At 66.1% G+C, this 22,570-nt stretch carries 17 protein-coding genes; 9 read left to right on the top strand and 8 right to left on the bottom strand.

What is annotated here, in order from left to right; genetic code table 11:
• The first annotated feature begins 59 nt into the window (after positions 1-59).
• The 6 genes from map to dapE all read left to right on the top strand — a co-directional run bounded on the left by map (position 60) and on the right by dapE (position 8,053).
• Positions 60-836, top strand: a complete 777-nt coding sequence (gene map, locus EBB59_RS08250) for a type I methionyl aminopeptidase (RefSeq protein ID WP_122101681.1) — start codon at positions 60-62, stop codon at positions 834-836.
• The gene (gene glnD / locus EBB59_RS08245; protein ID WP_122101680.1) at positions 833-3,415 is read left to right on the top strand and encodes a [protein-PII] uridylyltransferase; all 2,583 of its coding nucleotides are present in this window, start codon (positions 833-835) and stop codon (positions 3,413-3,415) included. The genes map and glnD overlap by 4 nt, the downstream gene beginning before the upstream one ends.
• Positions 3,412-4,248: a 2,3,4,5-tetrahydropyridine-2,6-dicarboxylate N-succinyltransferase gene (dapD, locus tag EBB59_RS08240; protein ID WP_122101679.1), complete on the top strand. Its 837-nt coding sequence runs from the start codon at positions 3,412-3,414 to the stop codon at positions 4,246-4,248. The genes glnD and dapD overlap by 4 nt, the downstream gene beginning before the upstream one ends.
• Before the next feature lie 79 nt (positions 4,249-4,327).
• On the top strand, positions 4,328-6,286 hold the full coding sequence (locus tag EBB59_RS08235; protein ID WP_211327715.1) for a CocE/NonD family hydrolase: 1,959 nt from the start codon (positions 4,328-4,330) through the stop codon (positions 6,284-6,286).
• A 254-nt stretch (positions 6,287-6,540) separates the two neighbouring features.
• A complete protein-coding gene (locus EBB59_RS08230; protein WP_122101677.1) occupies positions 6,541-6,897 on the top strand; it encodes a Spx/MgsR family RNA polymerase-binding regulatory protein in 357 nt (118 codons plus the stop codon).
• 7 nt (positions 6,898-6,904) lie between these two features.
• Positions 6,905-8,053 (top strand): succinyl-diaminopimelate desuccinylase, encoded by a 1,149-nt coding sequence (gene dapE / locus EBB59_RS08225; protein WP_122101676.1) that lies wholly within the window; start codon positions 6,905-6,907, stop codon positions 8,051-8,053.
• Between the two features lie 10 nt (positions 8,054-8,063).
• Here dapE and EBB59_RS08220 read toward each other — a convergent pair whose 3' ends face one another.
• A complete protein-coding gene (locus EBB59_RS08220; RefSeq protein ID WP_122101675.1) occupies positions 8,064-8,801 on the bottom strand; it encodes a hypothetical protein in 738 nt (245 codons plus the stop codon).
• Positions 8,802-9,106: 305 nt separating this feature from the next.
• Between EBB59_RS08220 and asnB the strand changes: the two genes are divergently transcribed.
• The 3 genes from asnB (at position 9,107) to EBB59_RS08205 (ending at position 12,796) form a co-directional block, all read left to right on the top strand.
• Positions 9,107-10,795, top strand: coding sequence for an asparagine synthase B (gene asnB, locus EBB59_RS08215; protein ID WP_122101674.1), 1,689 nt, complete (start codon positions 9,107-9,109; stop codon positions 10,793-10,795).
• Between the two features lie 221 nt (positions 10,796-11,016).
• Positions 11,017-11,523 (top strand): hypothetical protein, encoded by a 507-nt coding sequence (locus EBB59_RS08210; protein WP_147455539.1) that lies wholly within the window; start codon positions 11,017-11,019, stop codon positions 11,521-11,523.
• Positions 11,524-11,539: 16 nt separating this feature from the next.
• On the top strand, positions 11,540-12,796 hold the full coding sequence (locus EBB59_RS08205) for a periplasmic substrate-binding domain-containing protein (RefSeq protein WP_147455538.1): 1,257 nt from the start codon (positions 11,540-11,542) through the stop codon (positions 12,794-12,796).
• 441 nt (positions 12,797-13,237) lie between these two features.
• On the opposite strand, the gene EBB59_RS08200 is transcribed toward EBB59_RS08205, so the two are convergent.
• From EBB59_RS08200 to yidD, 7 genes are all read right to left on the bottom strand, one after another.
• Entirely contained in the window at positions 13,238-13,897 is a 660-nt protein-coding gene (locus EBB59_RS08200; RefSeq protein WP_122101671.1) for a thiopurine S-methyltransferase, read from the bottom strand.
• A complete protein-coding gene (parC, locus tag EBB59_RS08195; RefSeq protein ID WP_122101670.1) occupies positions 13,897-16,143 on the bottom strand; it encodes a DNA topoisomerase IV subunit A in 2,247 nt (748 codons plus the stop codon). The genes EBB59_RS08200 and parC overlap by 1 nt, the downstream gene beginning before the upstream one ends.
• A 27-nt stretch (positions 16,144-16,170) precedes the next feature.
• A complete protein-coding gene (gene rnk, locus EBB59_RS08190) occupies positions 16,171-16,584 on the bottom strand; it encodes a nucleoside diphosphate kinase regulator (RefSeq protein WP_122101669.1) in 414 nt (137 codons plus the stop codon).
• A gap of 160 nt (positions 16,585-16,744) precedes the next feature.
• Positions 16,745-19,891 carry an autotransporter domain-containing protein gene (locus EBB59_RS14385; protein ID WP_211327714.1) on the bottom strand — a complete coding sequence of 1,049 codons (3,147 nt, stop codon included), beginning with the start codon at positions 19,889-19,891 and terminating at the stop codon, positions 16,745-16,747.
• A 592-nt stretch (positions 19,892-20,483) separates the two neighbouring features.
• Entirely contained in the window at positions 20,484-20,984 is a 501-nt protein-coding gene (locus EBB59_RS08180) for a hypothetical protein (protein WP_122101667.1), read from the bottom strand.
• Complete coding sequence (locus EBB59_RS08175) at positions 20,981-22,327, bottom strand: dihydroorotase (protein WP_122101666.1); 1,347 nt, start codon at positions 22,325-22,327, stop codon at positions 20,981-20,983. The genes EBB59_RS08180 and EBB59_RS08175 overlap by 4 nt, the downstream gene beginning before the upstream one ends.
• A complete protein-coding gene (gene yidD / locus EBB59_RS08170) occupies positions 22,324-22,560 on the bottom strand; it encodes a membrane protein insertion efficiency factor YidD (RefSeq protein ID WP_122101665.1) in 237 nt (78 codons plus the stop codon). The genes EBB59_RS08175 and yidD overlap by 4 nt, the downstream gene beginning before the upstream one ends.
• Between the last annotated feature and the right edge of the window lie 10 nt (positions 22,561-22,570).

Genomic DNA, 22,570 nt, shown 5'->3' with positions numbered 1-22,570 from the left:
GCGCGCGCCCGGCCATCCTTGATTCTGCATCCCCGGGGCGGGTAGGGGATAATGACGAGATGAGTATCACTTTCAAAACGCCCGAAGAAATCGAGAAGATGCGCCAGGCCGGCCGATTGGCCGCCGAGGTGCTGGACCTGATGAGCGAGCACGTCCGCCCGGGCGTCAGCACCGAGGAGCTCGACCGCATCGCCTATGAGCACATCGTCAAGGTGCAGAAGGCGACACCGGCGAACGTCGGCTATCGCGGTTTCCCGAAGACCTTGTGCACCTCGGTCAACAACGTGATCTGCCACGGCATCCCGAGCGAAGCGAAGGTGCTGAAGGATGGCGACATCGTCAACATCGACGTCACCGTCATCAAGGATGGCTGGCATGGCGACACCAGCCGCATGTACCACGCCGGCACGCCCTCGGTGATGGCGCGGCGGCTGGTCGAGGCGACTTACGAGGCGATGTGGCGCGGCATCCGCCAGGTGCGTCCGGGCGCGACCCTGGGCGACATCGGCCATGCCATCCAGAGCTTCGCGGAAGGCGAGCGTTTCAGCGTGGTGCGCGAATACTGCGGACACGGCATTGGCCGCGTGTACCACGAAGACCCGCAGGTACTGCACTACGGTCGGCCCGGCGAGGGCACCGTGCTCAAGCCCGGCATGACCTTCACCATCGAGCCGATGATCAACGAAGGCGGTCGCCACTCCAAGCTTCTGCCCGATGGCTGGACCGTCGTCACCAAGGATCGCAAGCTCTCGGCGCAGTGGGAACACATGATCGCCGTCACCGAGGATGGCTTCGACGTGCTCACTCTTTCCGCCGGTTCGCCACCGCCGGCGTGAGCCGCCCGCACGCCGACGCCGCGCGGGCGCGTTTGGTCGCGCTGGACGAGCGGCTCGCCGTGCGCTTCGATGCCGGCGAGCCGGCGCATCGACTGGCGCGTTCCCGCGCCGATGGTATGGATGCGCTGATTGGCGAAGCCTGGGCGCGTTGCCTGCCCGCGAATGCCGCTTTGTCACTGTTCGCCGTCGGCGGCTATGGGCGGCGTAGTCTGTACCCGCAGTCGGACGTCGATCTGCTGATCGTCGGCGAAGAGGCCGCGCAACAGGCGGCGCGCGAGGCCATCGCCAGTTTCATCGCCGAATTGTGGGATGCCGGCGTGGCGGTCTCGCACGCGGTGCGTTCGCTGGCCGCCACCGGTGAAGCCGCGGCCGCCGACCTCAGCACCCAGACCGCCTTGATGGACGCGCGTCCGCTGATCGGGGCCGAGGGCGACGAAGGCCGTTTGGCCGCCGCCATCGGTACCGACGTGGTCTGGCCGCCGCGCGAATATTTCCTGGCCAAGCGCGAGGAACTGCGCAGCCGCCACGCCCGCTTCGGCGATACCGCCGACAACCTGGAGCCCAACATCAAGGAAGGGCCGGGCGGCCTGCGCGATTTGCAGACCTTGCGCTGGATGGCGATGCGGGTGTACGGCATCGGTGGATTGGAAGCCTTGCAGGCGATGGGCCGGATCGGGCCGGACGAACGCGAAACCCTGCTGCGCGCCGCCAGCCAGTTGCAGCGGCTGCGCTGGGGCCTTCATCTGGTCGCCGGCAAGCCCGAGGAGCGGCTGCGTTTCGATTGCCAGCGCCTTTTGGCGGCCCGTCTGTACGGGCTGGAGGAAGCCGGCAATGCCGACGTCGAGCGGATGATGCAAGGCTTCTACCGCAGCGCCGCGCTGGTGCTGCGGATCGGCGAACGCCTGTTGCAGCGTTTCGAGGAACGGTTGGAAGGCGAGACCCCCCCGAGGCCGCTGGATGCCGGCTTCGAACTGCGCGGGCGTTGGCTGGCCGCGCGCCACCCGGATTGGCCGCATTGCGACCCGGCCCAGGTGCTGGCGCTGTTCTCGGTCTGGGCCGGCCTGCCGGAGGACACCGGCCTGCACTCGGAAACCGCCCGCGCGCTGGCCGAGAGCCTGCCCTGCCTGCCCGACTATGCCCACGCCACGCCGGCGTTGCGCGCACAGTTCCTGCAACTGCTGCAACAGCCCGCGGTGGTGACGACGCTCCGGCGGATGTCGCAGATGGGCGTGCTTTCGCGCTGGATTCCGGCTTTCGCCCGCGTCACCGGGCGCATGCAGTTCGACTTGTTCCACGTCTATACCGTCGACCAGCACACGCTGGCCTTGCTCGGCAATTTCGCCCTATTCCGTCACGAGGGCGGCCGCGAGCGTTTCTCGCTTGCGCACGAGGTCTGGCCGCGCCTGCGCAAACCCGGGTTGCTGATCCTGGCCGGATTGTTCCACGACATCGCCAAGGGCCGTGGCGGCGACCATTCCGAACTGGGCGCGGTCGATGCGCGCGAGTTCTGCACGGCGATGGGGCTTTCCACCGCCGATACCGAACTGGTCGCCTGGCTGGTGCGGCAGCATCTGCTGATGTCGATGACCGCGCAGAAACAGGATATTTCCGACCCCGAGGTCGTGCAGCGTTTCGCCGAGCGGGTGGCCGACCGCGAACGGCTCGATTATCTCTACCTGCTCACCTGCGCCGACATCGCCGCCACCTCGCCCAAGCTGTGGAACGCCTGGAAGGACCGCTTGCTGGCCGATCTTTACATGACTACCCGATTGGCGTTGCGGCGGGGGCTGGAAAACCCGGTGGCCGCGATCGAGCGCATCGCCGAAACCCGCGCGGCGACCCGCGAGATCCTGCGCGCCCACGGCGTCAGCGAGGAAGCCGCCGACGCCCTGTTCCAGACCATGCCGGAAGAAAGTTTCCTGCGGGGCCACCCCGACCAGGTAGCCTGGCAGGCTGGCGTGCTGGCGCGCAATGCGAGGCTCGCCCGGAGCGTTGCCGCGCGCGCCATCGGCGAAGACGGCAGCGGTGTGCTGGAAGTGTTCGTGCATTCGCCCGACCGCGATGGCCTGTTCGCGGCGACCGCTGCCACGTTCGATCGCGCCGGTCTCGCCATCCAGCAGGCACGGCTGTTGAACGGCCCGGACGGCCGCGTGTTCGATACTTTCCAGGTGTTGCCGATCGACCCGCGCCGCCCGGTCGCGGCCGAAGCGATAGTGCAGCGACTGCAAGAGGTGCTTGCGCGCGAGAATCTCTCCACCATCCGCCCGCCGCGCCGCGCCGCGCCGCGCCACCTCCAGCATTTCCGCATCGTGCCGCGTATCGAGTTCAGCGCCGGCGCCAATGGCCGTCGCACGGTGATGAGCCTGGTCTGTACCGACCGCCCCGGCTTGCTGGCCGAAGTGGCGCAGACTTTGCGCGCGCACCGGCTGCGCGTGCACGATGCGCGCATCGCCACTTTCGGCGAGCGTGCCGAGGACGTGTTCCAGCTCACCGACGAGCGCGACCAGCCGCTCGACGAATCCCGCCAACAGGCGTTGCGCGAAGCGCTCGCCGCCAGCAATACAGGAGAAAACCGATGACCGATTCCGACCCCGCGCTGCGTAGCCGCATCGAAGCGGCTTTCGAGCACCGCGCCGAACTGGGCGCGGATGAACTCGCCGCCCTGCATCCCGATATCGAAGCCTGCATGGCTGGGCTGGAATCCGGCGCGATGCGCGTGGCCGAGCCGAACGAGGGCGGCTGGAGGGTCAACGAATGGCTGAAGAAAGCCGTGCTGCTGTATTTCCGCACCCACGACATGCGGGTGATGGAAGGCGCGCCGGCGCCGTACTGGGACAAGGTGCCGCTGCGTTTCGATGGCTACGATGCCGCCGCCTTCAGACGCGAGGGCGTGCGCGTGGTGCCGGGCACCGTGGCGCGGCGCGGCTGCCACCTCGGCCGCGACGTGGTGCTGATGCCCAGCTTCGTCAATATCGGCGCCTACGTGGGCGAGGGCACGATGGTCGATACCTGGGCCACGGTCGGCAGTTGCGCGCAGGTCGGCCAGCATTGTCATATCTCGGGCGGCGCCGGCATTGGCGGCGTGCTGGAGCCGTTGCAGGCATCGCCCACCATCATCGAGGACCACTGCTTCATCGGCGCGCGCTCGGAAGTGGTGGAGGGGGTGGTCGTCGGCCATCACAGCGTGATCGGCATGGGCGTGTTCATCGGCCAGTCCACCCGCATCTACCACCGCGAGACGGGGGAGATCAGCTATGGCGTGATTCCGCCGGGTAGCGTGGTGGTGTCCGGCTCGCTGCCGGCCGCCGATGGCTCGCATTCGTTGTATTGCGCGGTGATCGTCAAGCAGGTGGACGAAAAGACCCGCGCCAAGACCTCGGTCAACGACCTACTGCGCGGCCTGGCCGGCTGATCCGGGCATGACTTCCGGCAGGGGAGGACGCTTCCCCCGCCCGTGAACAATGCGGGGTTGCCCGAAAGGAAGCCCCGCCATGCCCGTCGCCCAGCCGCTCCATCGTGTTCTACCGCTATTGGGGGGCATGTTCGTCATCGCCGCCTGCGCGCGAGAGCCGGTCAAGATTCCGTCGCCGGCCGTATCGGCGGGCATGGCCGCTGAACAGGCCGAATCGATGGAACGGGCGCCCCGCCGCGGCGCTTACGTCAAGACGAACTACCTCAAGACCGAGCACGCCATCCCGATGCGCGACGGCATCAGGCTGCATACCGTGGTCTACACGCCGAAGGATGCCGGCCCGGCGCGTCGCTATCCGATCCTGATGCAGCGCACGCCGTATTCCTGTGGCCCCTACGGCGGCGACAAATACAAGGAAACCCTCAACCCCATCGAGGATTATGAACGCGACGGTTTCATCTTCGTCTGCCAGGACGTGCGCGGAAAATACCTGTCCGAAGGAACGTTCGTGAACATGCGCCCGGTCGAAGGCGCGGTCAACGACAACACCGACACCTGGGACACGGTGGAGTGGATGCTGAAGCATCTGCCCGGCAACAACGGCAAGGTCGGGCAGCACGGGGTGTCCTATCCCGGTTACTACAGCGCGGTCGCGGCGATCGACGGCCACCCGGCGCTGGTGGCCGTCTCGCCGCAGGCGCCGATCGCCAACTGGTTTCTGGGCGACGACATGCATCGCAACGGCGCGTTCACCCTCAACATGGCCTACGGCTTCTTTCATGGGATGGGGTTCGGCCATCCGCGTCCCGCGCCAAGCGCCGATTCGCCCAAGCGCTACGATTTCGGCACACCCGACGGCTACGACTACTACCTGCGGCTGGGCGCGCTCTCGAACGCGCCGAAGCGATTCCGTGAGCCGATCGCCTTCTGGGACGACCTGGTCAGGCATCCCAATTACGACGATTTCTGGAAAGCGCGCGATTTGCCTTCGAAAATGAAGAACGTGCGCGCGGCGGTGTTGACGGTCGGCGGCTGGTACGACACCGAAGACCTGTACGGTCCGCTGCACATTTATCAGGCCATCGAACGGAACAACCCCGGTATCCGCAACACCCTGGTGATGGGGCCGTGGACGCACGGCGGCTGGCTGCGCGGCAAGGGCGAGAAGGTGGGCGATGCCGAATTCGGCCGCGATACCGCGCTCGATTACCAACCGGTCGAATACGCCTTCTTCAAGCAACACCTGAAAGGCGAGGGCGATGCCGGTCTGCCGGAGGCGTGGATGTTCCGCACCGGCGCCAACCAATGGGAGCGTTTCGCCAGCTGGCCGCCGAAGAACCTGATACCACGCACGCTCTACTTTCAGCCGGACGGCGGGCTGGCGTTCGATGTCAGGCCCACGGCCGCTCGCGGCTTTGGCGAATACGTCAGCGACCCGGCAAAGCCCGTGCCCTACACCACCGAGATCATGACCGGCTGGAGCCGCGACTACATCGCCGCCGATCAGCGTTTCGCCGCGTGGCGCCCGGACGTGCTGGTCTACCGGAGCGCGCCGCTGCGGGAGGACGTGACCCTCGCCGGGCCGATCAAGGTCAGGCTGTGGGTGTCGATCACCGGTACCGATGCCGACTTCATCGTCAAACTGATCGATGTCCATCCCGATGCTCCGCCGCCGTCTTCCCCGGCTGGGCGCGTGGCCGGCGGGAATCCGCGTGGCGGGTTGCAGCAGATGGTGCGCGGCGAGCCGATGCGCGGGCGCTTCCGCAACAGTTTCGAAAAGCCGGAACCATTCGTGCCCGGCAAGCCGACCGAGGTCGACTACACCCTCAACGACGTGTTGCACACCTTCAAGAAGGGCCACCGGATCATGGTGCAGGTGCAATCGAGCTGGTTCCCCTTCATCGACCGCAACCCGCAGAAATACGTGCCCAACATCTACCAGGCGAAGGATGGCGACTTCATCAAGGCCACCCATCGCGTCTATCACGATGCGCGGCATCCGAGCGCGATCGAGGTGGGCGTGCTGCCCGCCGGCTGAAAAAGCGCGCCGTGGCCGCCGGTGGCGCCACGATGGCCAGGCCGCGCCGCCAGGCTCGACCTCCGCGCGCACTGGAATACCCTGGCGTTGCACGGCGGCCCCTCCGGGGCTTGAGCGATCACCTCGGCCCGCGCGGCGATGGGCGCGATCGCGCTGCCGTGGCCTCGAACGACGAAGTGGCGGCGCGGCGGCCACATGGCTGGCGCCGGTCGTGGCGAGTGGCGACAATGGCCCCCGACACCGGAGAGCCTTGCATGACGACCTTGTACGGATTGAAGAACTGCGATACCTGCCGCAAGGCGCGCAAATGGCTGGATCGTTTCGGCATCGGGTACACGTTCGTCGATGTCCGCGACGCGCTGCCCGCGCCGGAAACCTTCGCGGCCTGGCAGGCGGCGGTCGGCGGCTGGGCGGCGCTCATCAACAAATCCTCCACCACTTGGCGGCAGTTGCCGGAAAACCGCAAATCGCCCGGAAGCGATGCCGAGTGGAAGCTGTTGTTGCGCGAACATCCGGCGTTGGTGAAGCGGCCGCTGGTGGCGATGGACGATGGCCGTATCGCGCAGGGGTTTTCCGACAACGGCTTCAAGAAGCTGTTCGGCGTCGATTGAGCGGGTGATGAGCGAAGTGCTCGATCTTGCCCGCGAGTTGATCGCGCGACCCTCGGTGACGCCGGAGGATGCCGGTTGCCAGCGGCTCATCGCCGAGCGTCTGCGGCGCATCGGGTTTCGCATCGAACAATTGCGCTTCGGCGCGGTGGACAACCTCTGGGCCACGCATGGCGAAGGCGGCCCGGTGCTGGCGCTGCTCGGCCATACCGACGTGGTGCCGCCGGGGCCGCGGGAGGCGTGGCGGAGTGATCCGTTCGCGCCGGAAATCCGTGATGGCGCGCTGTACGGGCGCGGTGCGGCGGACATGAAAGGCAGCGTGGCCGCCTTCGTGGTGGCGCTGGAGCGGTTCGTCGCCGCGCACCCGGATCACCCCGGTACCGTCGCCCTCCTGCTCACCTCCGACGAGGAGGGGGCGGCGATCGACGGCGTGCGCAAGGTGGCCGAGCTGTTTCGCGCGCGCGCTCAGCGCATCGATTGGTGCATCACCGGCGAGCCGTCCTCGAAGGCGGTATTGGGCGACCTGCTGCGCGTGGGGCGTCGAGGGTCGCTGTCGGCGCGGCTCGTCGCGCGGGGCGTGCAGGGGCATGTGGCCTACCCGGAGAAGGCGAAGAACCCGATCCACGCCGCTTTGCCGGCCTTGGTCGAACTCGCCACGCGGCACTGGGACGAAGGTTACGAATCGTTCCCGCCGACCAGCCTGCAAATCACCGATGTCCATGCCGGCCACCACGCCGGCAACGTGATCCCCGGTCAGCTCGAAGCACTGTTCAACCTGCGCTACAACCCGCACTGGGATGCGCCACGGCTGGAGGCCGAGTGCGAGGCGATCCTGCGCCGGCACGGCGTCGAATGCGCGATCGACTGGCATCGCAGCGGCGAGCCGTTCTACACCCCGGAAGGCCGGCTGCGCGTCGTCGCCCGCGAAGTGCTGGCGGAAGCCGCCGGATTCGCCCCGGAGGAAAGCACCGGCGGCGGCACGTCGGATGCGCGCTTCATCGCGCCGCTGGGGGCCGAGTGCATCGAGATCGGGCCGGTGAACGCCAGCATCCACCAAGTGGACGAACATGTCCGCATCGCCGATCTGGAGGCGCTACCGGCGCTGTATCGGCGGCTGTTGGAGCGGCTGCTGTTGGCGAAGACGTCGCCTGCTAAGTGATACGGGCCAGCTAAAGTCGTTCGAGGTCGGTGCAGTGGCGTCCAACGTATGGTACGGGCCAACCCGCGCCGCGATCCGGCGCGGTGATTCGATGGAATGCATTGCATACCTGCCTCAATGGGGTTTCTTTTTGGCTATCCAGCGCCAATCCGAGTGAGCCGGTGCTGGGGAGTACGGTCTGCGCCGCTGCGCGATCCAGTTCCGCCGCATGTTCCGGGCCGGCCGCGTCGATACGCGTCTGGCGCAGACCGTGTTCCAGGTATGCGACCACGACCTCGCGCCGCCAGGTGTCGCCGTCGGCATCGCGGACCCAGTTCGCGGGGGTGATGCTGGGCGCGTCGTTGGCGAGGGCGGGCTGGGTAAAGGGGTCGCGCTGCGAGGGGGGGCTGCCGAGCACCCGTTCCACCGACGTGCGGGTCGCCTGGTGGTTCAGTTCATTGGCCAGCGCGGGTGAGGCGCGCAGCCTGCCGCGGGTCGGGTTGTCGATGTGATCGTTGCTGGCGTCGATCGGGGCCTCGCGCTGCCAGCCGAGGGCGGGTTGGTCCGGATCGTAGGTCCAGGTGTTGCCCTGCCGGTCGTCCTGGCGGTAGATGCGGTGGTCGTCGGTCCAGGCGGCGATCTTGTCACCGGCGAACCACGGCCATTTCCCGGGCGATGGCCGCGAAAGTCTTGCTGAAACGAAGTGGGTTTGATCGCCACACTCGTCTCGTTGAGCGCGCTGTCGCGGTGCCGCGAAAAATATCTCCAAGGCGGCCGTCTGGTGGATGCGATGGCTAGACCGGCATCCGCGTATGTGGTGGTCGAAGGGCTTGCCAAGTGCCGCCCGCCCGGCGCACACTCGGCCCATGACCCTGTTATGCGCCCTTGTCCGTCGCGCTTCCGCTTTCCCGGCGGGCGGCGCGTGCGTCCCGGTCAACGTCAATAACCGCAACAATAATTCCTGCCGCCAGCGGGCCAGCGGTTAGCGCGCGATTTCCACGCCAAACCTTCCTGAAGCCCGCCTCCCAAGGCGGGCTTCTTCGTTTTCGTCCATCCAAAACCAGGAGTCCAGCCATGTGTTCCATCCTTTCCGTCATCGATCTCCGAGCGGGCAGTGACCTGTCCGTGTTGCGTCCGTTGGCGCTTTCGCTCTCCGCGCGCTTGCGCCATCGCGGGCCGGACTGGAGCGGCGTGCACCAGCACCCGCATGCGTTGCTGGTGCACGAGCGGCTGGCGATCGTCGATCCCAGCGGCGGCTCGCAACCGTTGCTCTCGGGCGACGGCCGGCTGGCGCTGGCGGTCAACGGTGAGATTTACAACCATCGTTCGCTGCGCGACGCGCTTTCGGCTGGTTACGCCTTCCAGAGCGGGTCCGATTGCGAAGTCATCAACGCGCTCTACGCCGCCGACCCGGAGGGCGACATCGGCGAGTGGCTGATGCGGCTGAACGGTATGTTCGCTTTCGTGTTGTGGGATGCCGAGCGCGAGCGCGCGATCATCGCCCGCGATCACATCGGCATCGTGCCGCTGTACTGGGGCCACGATGCCGAGGGTCGGCTGTGGGTGGCATCGGAAATGAAGGCGCTCTCGCGCCTGTGCGAGGACGTGGCGCAGTTCCCCCCCGGCCACTGGTTCGACACCCGTACCCAGACCTTGCGCAGGTATTACGAGCGCCCCTGGCGCGAAGTCTCGGCGACCGAGGGTGTGGCGGTCTCGAAGCAGGCGCTGCGCGAGGCGTTCGAGGCGGCCGTGCACCGGCAGTTGATGAGCGACGTGCCCTATGGCGTTTTGCTCTCGGGCGGGCTGGATTCCTCGTTGGTGGCCGCTTGCGCCGCCAAGTTCGCGCGGCAGCGGGTCGAGGACGATGACGCCTCGGAAGCCTGGTGGCCGCGCCTGCATTCGTTCGCCATCGGTCTGGAAGGCTCGCCCGATCTCAAGGCCGCGCGGATCGCCGCCGACGCGCTCGGTACCGTCCACCACGGCTTCACCTACACCTTCGAGGAAGGGTTGGATGCGTTGCCCGACGTGATTCGCCACATCGAGACTTACGATGTCACCACCATTCGCGCGTCCACGCCGATGTTCCTGCTGGCGCGGCGGATCAAGGCGATGGGGGTGAAGATGGTGCTCTCGGGCGAGGGCAGCGACGAGCTTTTCGGCGGCTACCTGTACTTCCACAAGGCGCCGAATGCGCGTGAATTCCACGAGGAACTGGTGCGCAAGCTGGACGCCCTGCACAACTACGATTGCCTGCGCGCCAACAAATCGATGATGGCCTGGGGCGTCGAGCCGCGAGTGCCGTTTCTCGACCGCGAGTTCATCGAGGTGGCGATGGCGATGGATGCCGAGGCGAAGATGGTGAAAGATGGGCGCATCGAGAAACACGTATTGCGCGAAGCTTTCGAAGGCGCGTTGCCGGATGAAATCCTCTGGCGGCAGAAGGAGCAGTTTTCCGATGGCGTCGGTTACGGCTGGATCGACGGGCTGAAGGCGCACGCGGAAAAGCACGTTGGCGATGCCGAATTCGCCGCCGCCGCCGAGCGCTTCCCGCACAACCCGCCGCAGAGCAAGGAGGCATATTTCTACCGCCGTCTGTTCGAGCAGGCATTCCCGGACGAGGCTTGCGCGCGCACCGTGCCGGGTGGCAAGTCGATCGCCTGCTCCTCGCCGGCGGCGATCGCCTGGGACGCGGCGTTCGTCGCTACCGCCGACCCCTCCGGCCGCTCGGTGGCCGGGGTACATGCGGCGGCCATCGCCGGGTGAGGGCGCACCGTATCGCCGGCCCGGCGGGGCCGGCGGTTGTCCGGTGCCCGGGCCTGGAGTAGATTGAAAAATCGAGCCATCGATGCCCCGGTTGACGGGAGGATGTCTTGCCAGCCACTGCCGCCTTCAAGCCGCGTTTACCGGCCTTGTTTTGCATGCTCTGCATATCGGCCTGCGTTCTCGCGCCCGTTATGCCTTACACGGCCAAGGAGCCCATCGCCATGACGACAACCGTTCCCACCGAATCCGCCTTGCAGGATGCGAAAGCGCTTGGCAAGCGCGTGCTTGCGTTGATCGAGAGCGCCCGCGGCATCGACGACCTCGCCCCCGAGAACGTCGAAAAGCGCACCGGCCTGCGCATGCGGCTCAGTCCCGGCAATGCCAATGAGTATGGCGTCACCGGCAAGTTGAGCGATGTCTGGTACTACGGCCTGCGTTCGATGTCGAGCGTGCCCGGGCAGAAGCCCAACCGCCTGTTGTTCGAGTTCAACGACCAGACCCATGCCGGGGCCGACATGACGCCGGTATGCGTGAGTTTCGACGAATACCACCAGGCGCTGGTGGCGGCGGGCTTCTCCGCCACGCGGCTGCGCAACCGCGTCGATACGCGGGACTACTGGGAATTCACCCGCGGTGATGTCGGCGTGACGGTATACCCGCGTGGCAAGCGCGCGCCGGGCGATGCGCAGACCTGCGTATCTATGTTGATTATCAACGCCTACGCCTGATTCGGGAGCCAAGAACATGCCTAATCCGGAAGAAAGAAAACTTGACGAGATGCTCTTGGAGTTCGAGAGCAATTACGACTCGTCTGCCGGGCATCCCGGCCGAAACCTTCGCGAGCTGATCGAAAAGACACCGGAGGCGAAAGCCGACATCCTGGAGTCGATCAGGCGCGGCAACCTGGAGCAGTTCGAGAGTCTTGATGATTCGGGTGCGGTGGGCAGCTACAGTGCGGCGGCCAGGGCGTTGGCCGTTTCCCTCGAACAGTTGAAGATCGCCGATAAGAACGTCCAGGCCGCCAACACCTTGCGCATGACGCTTGGGCACGAGTTGCAGCATGGCGTCAACCGCCAGGACATCATCGACCAGGATATGAAGCTGCGCGACGAGGCGGCCGTGATCGCCAGAGGACCCTCTCCACATGATTACACGGCGATATTGCGAGACTACAACGTAAAGTCGCGCGAGTTGGAAAGCATGGCGGAAATCGCCGGTATCAACACCCTGGCCGACAGCGTGCGTCGTGACAATCCCGGTGCCATGCTCAAGGATCTCTACGACGCCGCGCCATATGACATGGCGATGTACATCAATGTCGACATGAGCAAATCGCCGGTGGTTTATACGCCCAGGCCGGGTTTGATCATCGGCGATGATCTGAAGATCGATTCGTCGAGGGAGGAAAACGTCGAGGCGGTCGGCCAGCTCTTCTACGACGCCAATGGTTACCCTGAGCAGGAGGTCAGCGGCGCGATCGACATAATCACGTACGTGGAGAGCCAGGCGCGGGCCGCGGCGCTCGCCAATGACCCATTGCATGGCGCGCCGGAGATCCACGTCGACCTGAAGGCATTGGGCGTGAGCGATACGTTGCCGTTGCCGCTCGGTTTTACCAATGCGAGTAAGCCGAGGTTGGAGCAGGCGTCCGTTGTGCAGGGGCAGGGAACGCGGGCGCCGGACAGTCCTGGTCATCCCGACCATGACTACTATCGAATGTTGCGCGAACGCCTGCCCGACAGCGTGCCGGACAATGCCGTGGCATATGCCATGTACCTGGCCAAGGCGGATGGCATGACCGACCCGTCCAAGGTCGATGCCAATCGCATCAGCTACGTCAACGGTAACGTATGGGTGTTCGGCACGGTGCCCGGTTATCGCGTGGGGCTGGACCCCGCGCAGTCGCCGCAGATGACGGAAGTGATCGGGCAACTGGACGAGCAACGCGCTCAGCAGCAGGCCCAACAGCAGATACGAGGCCCGACGTCACACTCGCTCTGAGCGTGTGTGTGGGGGCGTTCGTCGTGAAGGGAAGGGTCGGCGCGCTTACCGCTGTTCGCGCCGCTTCGCATCCGATGCTGAATCCACTCTCTTCCTTTCGCTGGTCGGGGCGTGGCGGCCGTATTCCGCTTACTGAAGGGCATTCGACGGTGGCCGCGCCATGAGCACCGCCGGCTTCGACCATTTCGAACATGTTTGGCGGCGGTTGCCGCTGGATGTCGCGCTGGCGTACCGGCCGCGGTGACGCCGGTGGGGGGCTGGAAGGCTGCATCGCGCGCCATCTCCGCCTGTGGCACCGTGCTGGATGCGCCTGAGCAAGGGCGCGGCGTGGTAGCCGCGCGCTGCGCCGTCGTGTCGTACGGATTGGCCAGCAAGGCAGGCCGGGGGCCGTCATGCTGGCGGCCTCCTTGCGCGCCGGGCGCTGGGCCTGCGCGCCGAAAATCAACGCTGCTTGCGCATCCGGTACACGGCGGTATGTAGCGTGGTGACGCCCTGAGCGGCGAATGATGGTTGCTGGTCGAGGATGTCGCGGCGCTCCAGCAATTCCACCTCCCAGTGCGGCGAGAACAGTGCGCGGACTTCTCCCTCCGTCACTGAAAACGGCGGCCCGGATTTTTGCGCCTGCGGATATTCCAAAGTAATCAGCAATGCCTGGCAGCCGGTGGGCAGGCGAGCGTAAAGCGTCTCGGCATAGCGCCGGCGCAGTTCGGGTGGCAGGGCAATCAGCGCGGCGCGGTCGTAGACATGGCGGCAGTGGGCGTATGTGGCTTCGTCCACTTCAAACGCATCGGCTTCGAGGATGGCGATATCGCCGGCGGTATGCAGCAGTCCATCGGCCGTGGCGCGGGGGGTCGCCTGCATGCCTTGCGCGGCGAAGAATTCGCCGACCGCTTGCGCCGCCAGTTCGATGCCGAGCACCTTGTGGCCCGCCGATGCCAGCCACGGCATGTCGAGCGTCTTGCCGCAGAGCGGTACCAGCACGCTGGCGCCTTTTTCTGCGCGTAATGCGGGCCAGTGCTTTTGCAGCAGCGGCATCACTTCATCGCGATGCCAGCCGGTTTCACCGCGCCGCCAGCGGCCTTGCCAGTAATCGGCTTCCATCATTCCACCACCAGGTTGTCCACTTTCTGCCAGCCGCGCGGCAACAGGCTGCCGCGCGAGGCGCGCGCGCCGAGATAGGGTTCCAGTTCCCGCCATGTCAGCGTCATCTGGCGGGCGCCGGATTTCACCAGCAGTTTGCCGCCTTCGGGCACCACCGCCACCGCGATGACTTTTTCGGTGCCGCGCTTGGCCTTGGGGATTTCGATCAGCTTGTTGCCCTTGCCTTTGTCCAGCTCCGGCAGCTCCGAGAGGGCGAAGGCCAGTACGTGCCCGGCGCTGGTGGCGATGACGATGCGATCGCTCTGTGCGTTCGTCACGGTGGCCGGTTGCAGCACGTTTGCCGCGTTACCGAGCGTCAGCATGGCCTTGCCGGCTTTCTGGCGTCCGGTCAGGTTTTCGAAGCGGGTGACGAAGCCGTAGCCCTCGCTCGACGCTAGCACGAAGCGGGCATCGTTCTCGCCGCTGGCCAGCGCGCGGAAGTTGGCGCCGGCGGCGGGCGAGAAGCGCCCGGTCAGCGGCTCGCCGTTGCCGCGCGCACTGGGCAGGGTGTGGGCGGTCGTGGAGTAGCTGCGGCCGTTGGAATCGAGGAAGGCCACCTGCTGGTTGCTGCGGCCGCGCACGGCCGCCAGCAGGCCGTCGCCCTCGCGGTAGGAGAGTGCGGCCGCATCGACATCGTGCCCTTTGGCGGCGCGCACCCAGCCTTTTTCGCTTAAGACGATCGTGACCGGCTCGCTGGCGACCAGGTCGGTTTCGTCCAGCGCCTGCGCGGCTTCGCGCGCGACCAGCGGCGAGCGGCGGGCGTCGCCGAATTTCTTCGCGTCGGCCAGCAGTTCGTCCTTGATCAGTTTCTTCAGCCTGGCCTTGCTGTCGAGGGTGGCGATGAGTTGTTCGCGCTCTTTCGCCAGGGCGTCCTGCTCACCGCGGATCTTCATTTCCTCCAGCCGGGCCAGTTGGCGCAACTTGGTGTCGAGGATGTAGTCGGCCTGTTCCTCGCTGAGCTGGAAGCGCGCCATCAATATCGGCTTGGGTTCGTCCTCGGCGCGGATGATGCGGATGACTTCGTCGAGATTGAGGAAGGCGATCAACAGACCTTCCAGGAGGTGCAGGCGGCGTTCGACCTTCTCCAGCCGGTGGCGCAGGCGGCGCGTCACCGTGTCCTGGCGGAAGGCCAGCCATTCCGACAGCAGCGCCTTGAGGTTCTTCACCTGCGGGCGGCCGTCGAGGCCGATCACGTTGAGGTTGACGCGGAAGCTCTTTTCCAGATCGGTGGTGGCGAACAGGTGGCCCATCAACTGTTCGACATCGACGCGGTTGCTGCGTGGGATGAGGGCGATGCGCACCGGCGTGGCGTGGTCGGATTCGTCGCGGATGTCTTCCAGCCAGGGCAGTTTCTTGGCGCGCATCTGCGCCGCGATCTGCTCGATCACCTTCGAGGGCGAGACCTGGTAGGGCAGCGCGGTGACGATGATGTTGCCGTTTTCCCGGGTGTAGGTGGCGCGGGCGCGCACGCCGCCGTTGCCGGTCTCGTAGATGGCGCGCAAATCTCCGGGTGGGGTGATGATTTCGGCCGTGGTCGGGTAATCGGGGCCGAGGATGTGCTCGCACAGGTCGGTGATGCTTGCCTCCGGGTCGTCGAGCAGGCGGATGCAGGCGCTCACCACCTCGTTGAGGTTGTGCGGCGGCACGTCGGTCGCCATGCCGACGGCGATGCCGGTGGTGCCGTTGAGCAGTAGATGCGGCAGGCGCGCCGGCAGCCATCTCGGCTCTTCCAACGTGCCGTCGAAATTCGCGTCCCAGTCCACCGTGCCCTGGCCGATTTCGCCCAGCAGCACTTCGGCGATGGGGGTGAGCTTGGATTCGGTGTAGCGCATCGCGGCGAACGATTTGGGGTCGTCGCTGGAGCCGAAGTTGCCCTGGCCGTCGATCAGTGGATAGCGGTACGAGAACGGCTGCGCCATCAGCACCAGCGCCTCGTAGCAGGCGCTGTCGCCATGCGGATGGTATTTACCGATGACATCGCCCACCGTGCGCGCCGATTTCTTCGGCTTGGCGCCGGCGTTGAGGCCAAGCTCGCTCATTGCGTAGACGATGCGCCGCTGCACCGGCTTGAGGCCGTCGCCGATGAAGGGCAGGGCGCGGTCGAGCACCACGTACATCGAATAGTCGAGATAGGCGCGTTCGGCGTATTCGCGCAGCGGAATCTGCTCGAAACCGTGGAAGGCGGGGCGGGTGGGATCGTTCGTCATCGGTATCGGGCGCGGGGTATGCGGGAATCAGCGGTGGAACTGGCCGGCCGCTTCCGGTTGGAAGCGGATCGACAGTACGCGCAGGCTGGCGCTCTGCCCGCCGGGCATCGGCCAATCGATGCGGTCGCCGACGCGCAGCCCCAGTAGCGCGCTGCCGACCGGCGCGAGGATCGAGACCTTCTGTCCGCCGCCGTCGGCTTCGTGCGGATAGACCAGGGTGATCTCGCGCTCGTCGCCGCTGGTTTCGTTGCGTAGGACGACGGTGGAATTCATCGTCACCACGTCGGCCGGCATCTGCCGCGGCTCGACGATGTTTGCCCGTTCCAGCTCGGCTTGCAGGCTGGAAACGTCGTGTTGGCCGGGCTTGACCTTCTCCAGCAGGGTTTCGATCCGCTCCACGTCGAGGCGGGAAAGAGTCAATGGCGGGCGGGCGGCATTCATATTCGTCATCTCCAGAAACGAAAAGGCGGCGCCTCGCGGCGTCGCCCGGGATATAGCGTGGCCGTCAGTTTGCCAGAGCGGGCGGTGGGATGCAGCCGCTCCGTCCGGACGGCACGGGGGCGGCTCCAGGCCGCCCCCGTGGTGTTGCGACGGCGGGGGATCAGAACTTGATCGTCAGGCGGGCATTGGCGCCGTGGTCGCTGCCCTCGTCGGCAAACTGGCCGCTGTAGCCCAGCTCCAGCAAGCTGCGTTCGCCAAGGCGGGCGCCGATTCCCAGCTCGCCGATGGTCGCCTTCTTGGCGATCGGCGTGCCATGCACGCTGAAGCCGTTGCCGCCGGCCAGTCGCATCCCGCTGGCTGGCGTCAGATCGCCGCTGGCCTGGCGGTAGGCCAGCCCGGCGCGCAGACTGAGCCAGCTCTGCGCTTGCTGCGCGCTCTTCAGGTTGGCGCTGAAGCGCACGCCGCCGGTGGTCAGGTTCAGCTTGCTGGTGGCATTGGTCGCGCTCAACGCGGCCAGGCCGCCCGTCTCGGCGAAGCCATCGCTCTTGACCCGCACGTTGGCGTATTGCAGGTAAGGCTCGGCCTGCCAGGCATCGTTGCCGAACAGATAACCGGCTTCCACGAACGCCTGGCTGGTGGTGGCGTCGTAATTGCCCTTCAGGCTATCGCTGAAGTTGGCGAAGCGGACGTTGCGCTGGCTGTCGAGGTCGTGCCAGCTATGGGTGTAGCCGGCCTGTAGGCCGAACCCGCCCCAGCGCTGACCGCCGTAGAGGCCGATCACGCGGCTTCTGACCTCCACCTTGCTGTCGCGCGCGCCAATGCCGGCATTGGTGCGGCCCATGCCGCCGAGCACGCCGAAGCGCCAACCGGCATCCAGCTGATAGTCGCCGCCGACCAGCATCTGGTAGCCGGAGTAGCGGGCGTAGGCGCTGTTGCCGTCGCCGGCGAGCGAACCGCCGTTGGAGAGCATGTTCGCCCAGACCGAGAAGCCCGGGCCGGCCGACTGGCCGGTGAAGGCGTCGTGGCCGGTACGGGCGCGCGAAAGCGCGGCGCCACGGAGGTGGCGGCTGTCATCGGCCAGGATGGCGCGGGTGGTGGGATGGGCCTCGCCGGAGAGCTGGTCGAAGGCGGCGTTGGCCGAAGCGGCATCGGGCAGCAGCACCATGGCCTGGAACAGGGTATTGCCATCGGCCAGGGCGTCGAGCGCGCCGGCGGTCTGCTTCTGGTTCCAGGTGGTGGCGACCGAGGCAAGCCTCGCGGCACGCACCATGTCGGCGAAGACGTCGTTGGCGGAGTAGCGCAGATTCATGCCAAGGAATGGACTGAGCCCGGAGACGTCCACGCCGGCGAAGGTGCCGGTGATGCCGCCCTGTGCGTTCAGGAAGTGATAGGTCTGACCCAGCATGAACACGCCCGGCATGCGGATGGCGCGCACGGTACCGCCTTCGAGGGTGGTGGTGCCGGTGACCTTGAGCATGTCGGTCTCGCTCGGCGGACGCATCTCGACGTTGAAGAAGGAATCGGCCTTCTGCACATGGTTGCCATCGATGGTCAAGGTGCCGATGGAGTTGCCGGGGGCGATGGTGCCGGCAACGTCGACATCGCCCTTGATGACGCCACTGCCGCCGAGCGCGCCGCCGGCATTGACGTTGACCGAGTTGTGCAACTGACCATCGCCGTTGACCAGCAGCAGCCCGCCGTTGACCTGCACGTCGCCGGCCAGGGTGTTGTTGCCGGTGAGTTCCAGCACGCCGCCCTTGACGGTGAGGCCGTTGAAGTCGTTGCTGCCGGACAGACGCAGCCATCCGCCGGCCTGGCTGTCGAAGCTCAACCGCCCGGGGCCGCCGATGTCGTTGCTCCAGTCGTCCCAGACGCGGGCATCGTTCCAGATGTGGGTGCCGCCCGCCTTCTGGTTCATGACCACGTCGGTATCGACACGGAACTGGCCGTAGCCCTCGATGGCTTTCTTCAGGTTGAGCATGCCCCAGCCGTAGACCTCGTCCACGCCGGGCGCACCCATGTCGGTGGCGGTGGTGAGCATGACATCGCGCACCTGCGGGTTGGTCAGGTAGGGATAACGCTGGAACAGCAGGGCCAGGGCGCCGGTGACGTGCGGGGCCGCCATCGAGGTGCCGCTGTAGTCGTCATAGTCGAATTCTGGAACCAGTTTGTCGATGCCGGGCAGGGCGACATTGCCGTCCGGGAGGTCCTTGGTGTCGTCGATTACGGCATAGCCGCCATAGACGCTGGAGGTAATGGTGGTGCCCGGGGCGGCCAAGCACCAATTCATGCTCAGGCCGCATTTCATCGAACGGTCGCTCAGGACATATGGGTTGGCGTCGTCGCCGGTTTTGTTCACGTTGACCACGCTGACCCAGTACTGCTCCAGTTCCGGCATGTGGCGCGGCAGGCTGGCGTAGGCACCGGCGATCGGGCTGCTTTCCGGCGTCTTGTTGGTCCTGCTGTTGCCGGCGGCCCAGACCTGGATCATGCCGTTGGCCAGGGAGCCGTCACGGATGGTTTCCCAGCGGCTGGCGTTGGCGGGGTTCTTGTATAGCGCGTCTTGTCCGGCTGCGCTGGTCGGTTCGCGGGAGAGCCCCCAGCTATGGTTAATAGCACGTACGTTGTCGGCATTCATCTGCTGGTACATGTCGACGATGGCACTGTTGTCCGGGCCGATCGCTGTGCTTTTGCATAGGCCTAGATAGAGGCAGAGCAAATCGACCTGGGTCAGGGAGTCGGCAAACAGGCGCGCCGAATTGAACGTGGCGTTGAAGGCTACGCCGTGCATGCCCTGTCCATCGCGGTTGGCGGCCATGGTGCCGGCGACGTGCGTGCCGTGCGAGCCGTATTCCAATACGATCTTGCCGCCGTTCGAAGCGTAAGGTTCGCGTAGATCAGATGCGATGCTTGGATCGATGTACAGTGCGTCGATGGAGGGACGGCCGCCATCGGTACCGAAGCAGGCGGTGTCCCCGCCAAGATATTTGTCGGGCGCGCATCGAGTGCCATCGGGAAGCAGATCGCCGATCTTGAGCCCGCGATTGTCTTTGCCGGCGAATTCCGGGTGTTGCAATCCAACGCCGGAATCGAATAGACCGACGCGAATACCCTCGCCAGTCAAACCACGCGCATAAGCATATTGCGCATTGATCGCCCCGAGGCCCCAGTCCTGCTCGAACTCATCGGTACGCCAGCTATCGGGGTTGCCGAGTTCGCCGTTGATGTTGGCAGTGGCGTTCAGGGCGGGCGAAGCGGTGCCGGCAAAGGGCTGTGCCGGGACGGATTTGAATTGCAGCTGGTTCATCAAGCGGTTTTGGCATTCCAGCCGTCCGGCGGCGCTTGGGCCGCTGCATTCATTTCCCGACGTTGGTGCGAGAGAGGGCAGAGGCGACTGGGCCATGGCGGGAGCGGCGGCCAGCATGCTGTAGGCGATGGCCTGGAAAAGACGCGAGCGAGATAGGGGGATGGGGGGCATGAATCGTTCCTCGTAAATGGCGTGCGGGCATCGCATCCGTTGACGGCTCCTGGTCCGTTAATCTTCCCTAAACGGCGCGATAATTTGTTTTTAACACGAGCATGTACGTGGAAAGGAACATGACTAAAGTCATAGATGGGGTGGGGATCGGCGCTGGCCCTTGATTGGCAAGGGAATTGGGTGGCGCTGATCGATCGTGGCCTGGCCGGATTCGGTGGAAATACGGGTTTATGAATAGGGGGAATGCGCGAATTTATGACATTCCAATGTTCATGTCGCCGAGCGGATGGCGGGTCGATTCCGGCGTGGTGGCCATCCGCCGCCCGCGGGATCGGACGGGCATGGGGCGGCGGGCAGGCGAGGGCGTGGGAGTGTGGCGGGCTGGACGTGGCCCGAATGGATCGTCTGATCGAAGGCCGGATCAGCGGCGGATGTCGACTTTGAGCGTCATCGCCGGGCGTTGATCCGGCGCGGGGCGCTTGATGCGCACGGTCAACTGCCCGGTGGCGGACTTTGCCACGGGATAGCCGAAGTGGCCGCCGCCATCGACGGGAACGGGCCCGCCATCGATTTCCACCAGACTGCCGACCGGCACCCGGCCTCGCAGGGTCTGGCCCGGGGGTATTTCGCGGGGAATGGAAATCGTGCTGCCGGGGATGTTTTCTCCGGGCGGAATGGCCGGGTCGTCTGGGGCGGGCGTGCGCGGTGGCGGTTTGGAGATGGGCATCGGATGGGCGCTGGCGTCAGTGGCCGTGGAGGTGCCCGGCAGGGGGGAGGAAAGCGCCGGGGCGGAAGGCGATGCGCCCGCCTGGGGCGGGGAATACGCTGGTGGTTCCGGGGGGGCGCTCCGTTCCGGCGATGCGCAGCCGGCGACCGCCAGGGAGGCGATGGCGCTCCAGCGGGCGGCCGCGCGCTTGTTCACCGGGCGAATTCCAGGCGTTTTCCGGCCGCTTGTCCGAGCAGTCGGGTGCCGTCCCATACTTGCGTGCCGTTGACCCAGGTACCGGCGATGCGCGATTTGAACGTGTGGCCTTCGAACGGCGACCAGCCGCATTTCGACAGCACGTCCTCGCGCTTCACCGTGAGCGGCCGGTCCTCGACCATCACCAGGTCGGCGAAGAAGCCCTCGCGCAGGAAGCCGCGTCCGGCCACGTCGAACAACTGCGCCGGGGCGTGGGCGAATTTCCGCACCACCTGGGCGCGGCTCAGGCGCGCTTCATGGACATGTTCCAGCGCGGTCAACAGGGCGTATTGCACCAGCGGCAGGCCGCTTGGCGCCCGGGCGTAGGGCTGCTGTTTTTCTTCCCAGGCGTGCGGGGCGTGGTCGGTGGCGAGCACGTCGATCACGTCGCCGGCCAGCGCGGCCACCAGCGCGGCGCGGTCGCTTTCCTCCTTGATCGCCGGGTTGCATTTGATCCGGTTGCCGAGGTGCTCGTAATCGGCGCGGGCGAAGTGCAGGAAATGCACGCAGGTCTCGGCGGTGATGCGCTTGCGCTGGCCGTCGGCGCGGATCAGCGGGCCGGGCTCGAACAGCGCCAGTTCGTCGGCGGTGGAGACGTGCAACACGTGCAGGCGGGCACCGTGGCGGTGCGCCAGTTCCACCGCCAGGGCGCTGGACTTCAGGCAGGCTTCGCGGCTGCGGATATCCGGATGATGTCCGGCGGACAAGGCATCGCCATGTTTCGCTAGGTGTTCGGCGAGGTTGGCGTCGATCATCGGCGTGTCTTCGCAGTGGGTGATGATCGGCACCGGGGCGTCGCGGAAGATCGCGTCGAGGATGTCGGGATCATCGACCAGCATGTTGCCGGTGGAAGCGCCCATGAACACCTTGAGTCCCGGTGCGGCCTTGGGGTCGAGCGCGCGGATGGCGTCGATATTGTCGTTGCTGGCGCCGAGGTAGAAGCCGTGGTTGCCCCAGGCGCGCCCGGCGGCCAGTGCGTACTTCGCTTCCAGCGCGGCGCTATCGAGCGTGGGCGGGTTGGTATTGGGCATATCCATGAAGCTGGTGATGCCGCCGGCCACCGCCGCGGCCGATTCGCTTTCGATATCGCCCTTGTGGGTCAGGCCGGGTTCGCGGAAATGCACTTGGTCGTCGATCATCCCCGGCATCAGCCAGCGCCCTTCGGCATCGATCACGGTCTCGTCGGGCCTGGCGGCCAGGGCGTCGCCGATCAGGGCGATGCGTTCCCCTTCGATGCGCAGGTCGGCTTCGTATTCCCGGCCTTCGTTGATCAGCCGGGCGTTGACGATGAGGGTGGAAGTCATGATCGATCCTTGTGGTCGGTGCAAGGCACGGGGTCGTGTCCGCCGGGGTGAAAGGGTTGGCAGCGACCGATCCGTCGCGTCGCCATCCAGCCGCCCCGCAGCGGCCCGAAGCGTTCGATCGCGGTCATCGCATACTCCGAGCAACTGGGGGTGAATCGACAGCGTTGGCCGAGCAGTGGGCTGATAAAACGCTTGTAGCCGCGCAGGCAGGCGATGAGAAAGCGCGAAATCACGGGACTTGCA

Source organism: Solilutibacter pythonis (genome assembly GCF_003697345.1).
GTDB classification, from domain to species: Bacteria; Pseudomonadota; Gammaproteobacteria; order Xanthomonadales; family Xanthomonadaceae; genus Solilutibacter; species Solilutibacter pythonis.
Note: the sequence above shows the minus strand (reverse complement) of the source record. Positions and strands in the feature narration are given on the sequence as shown.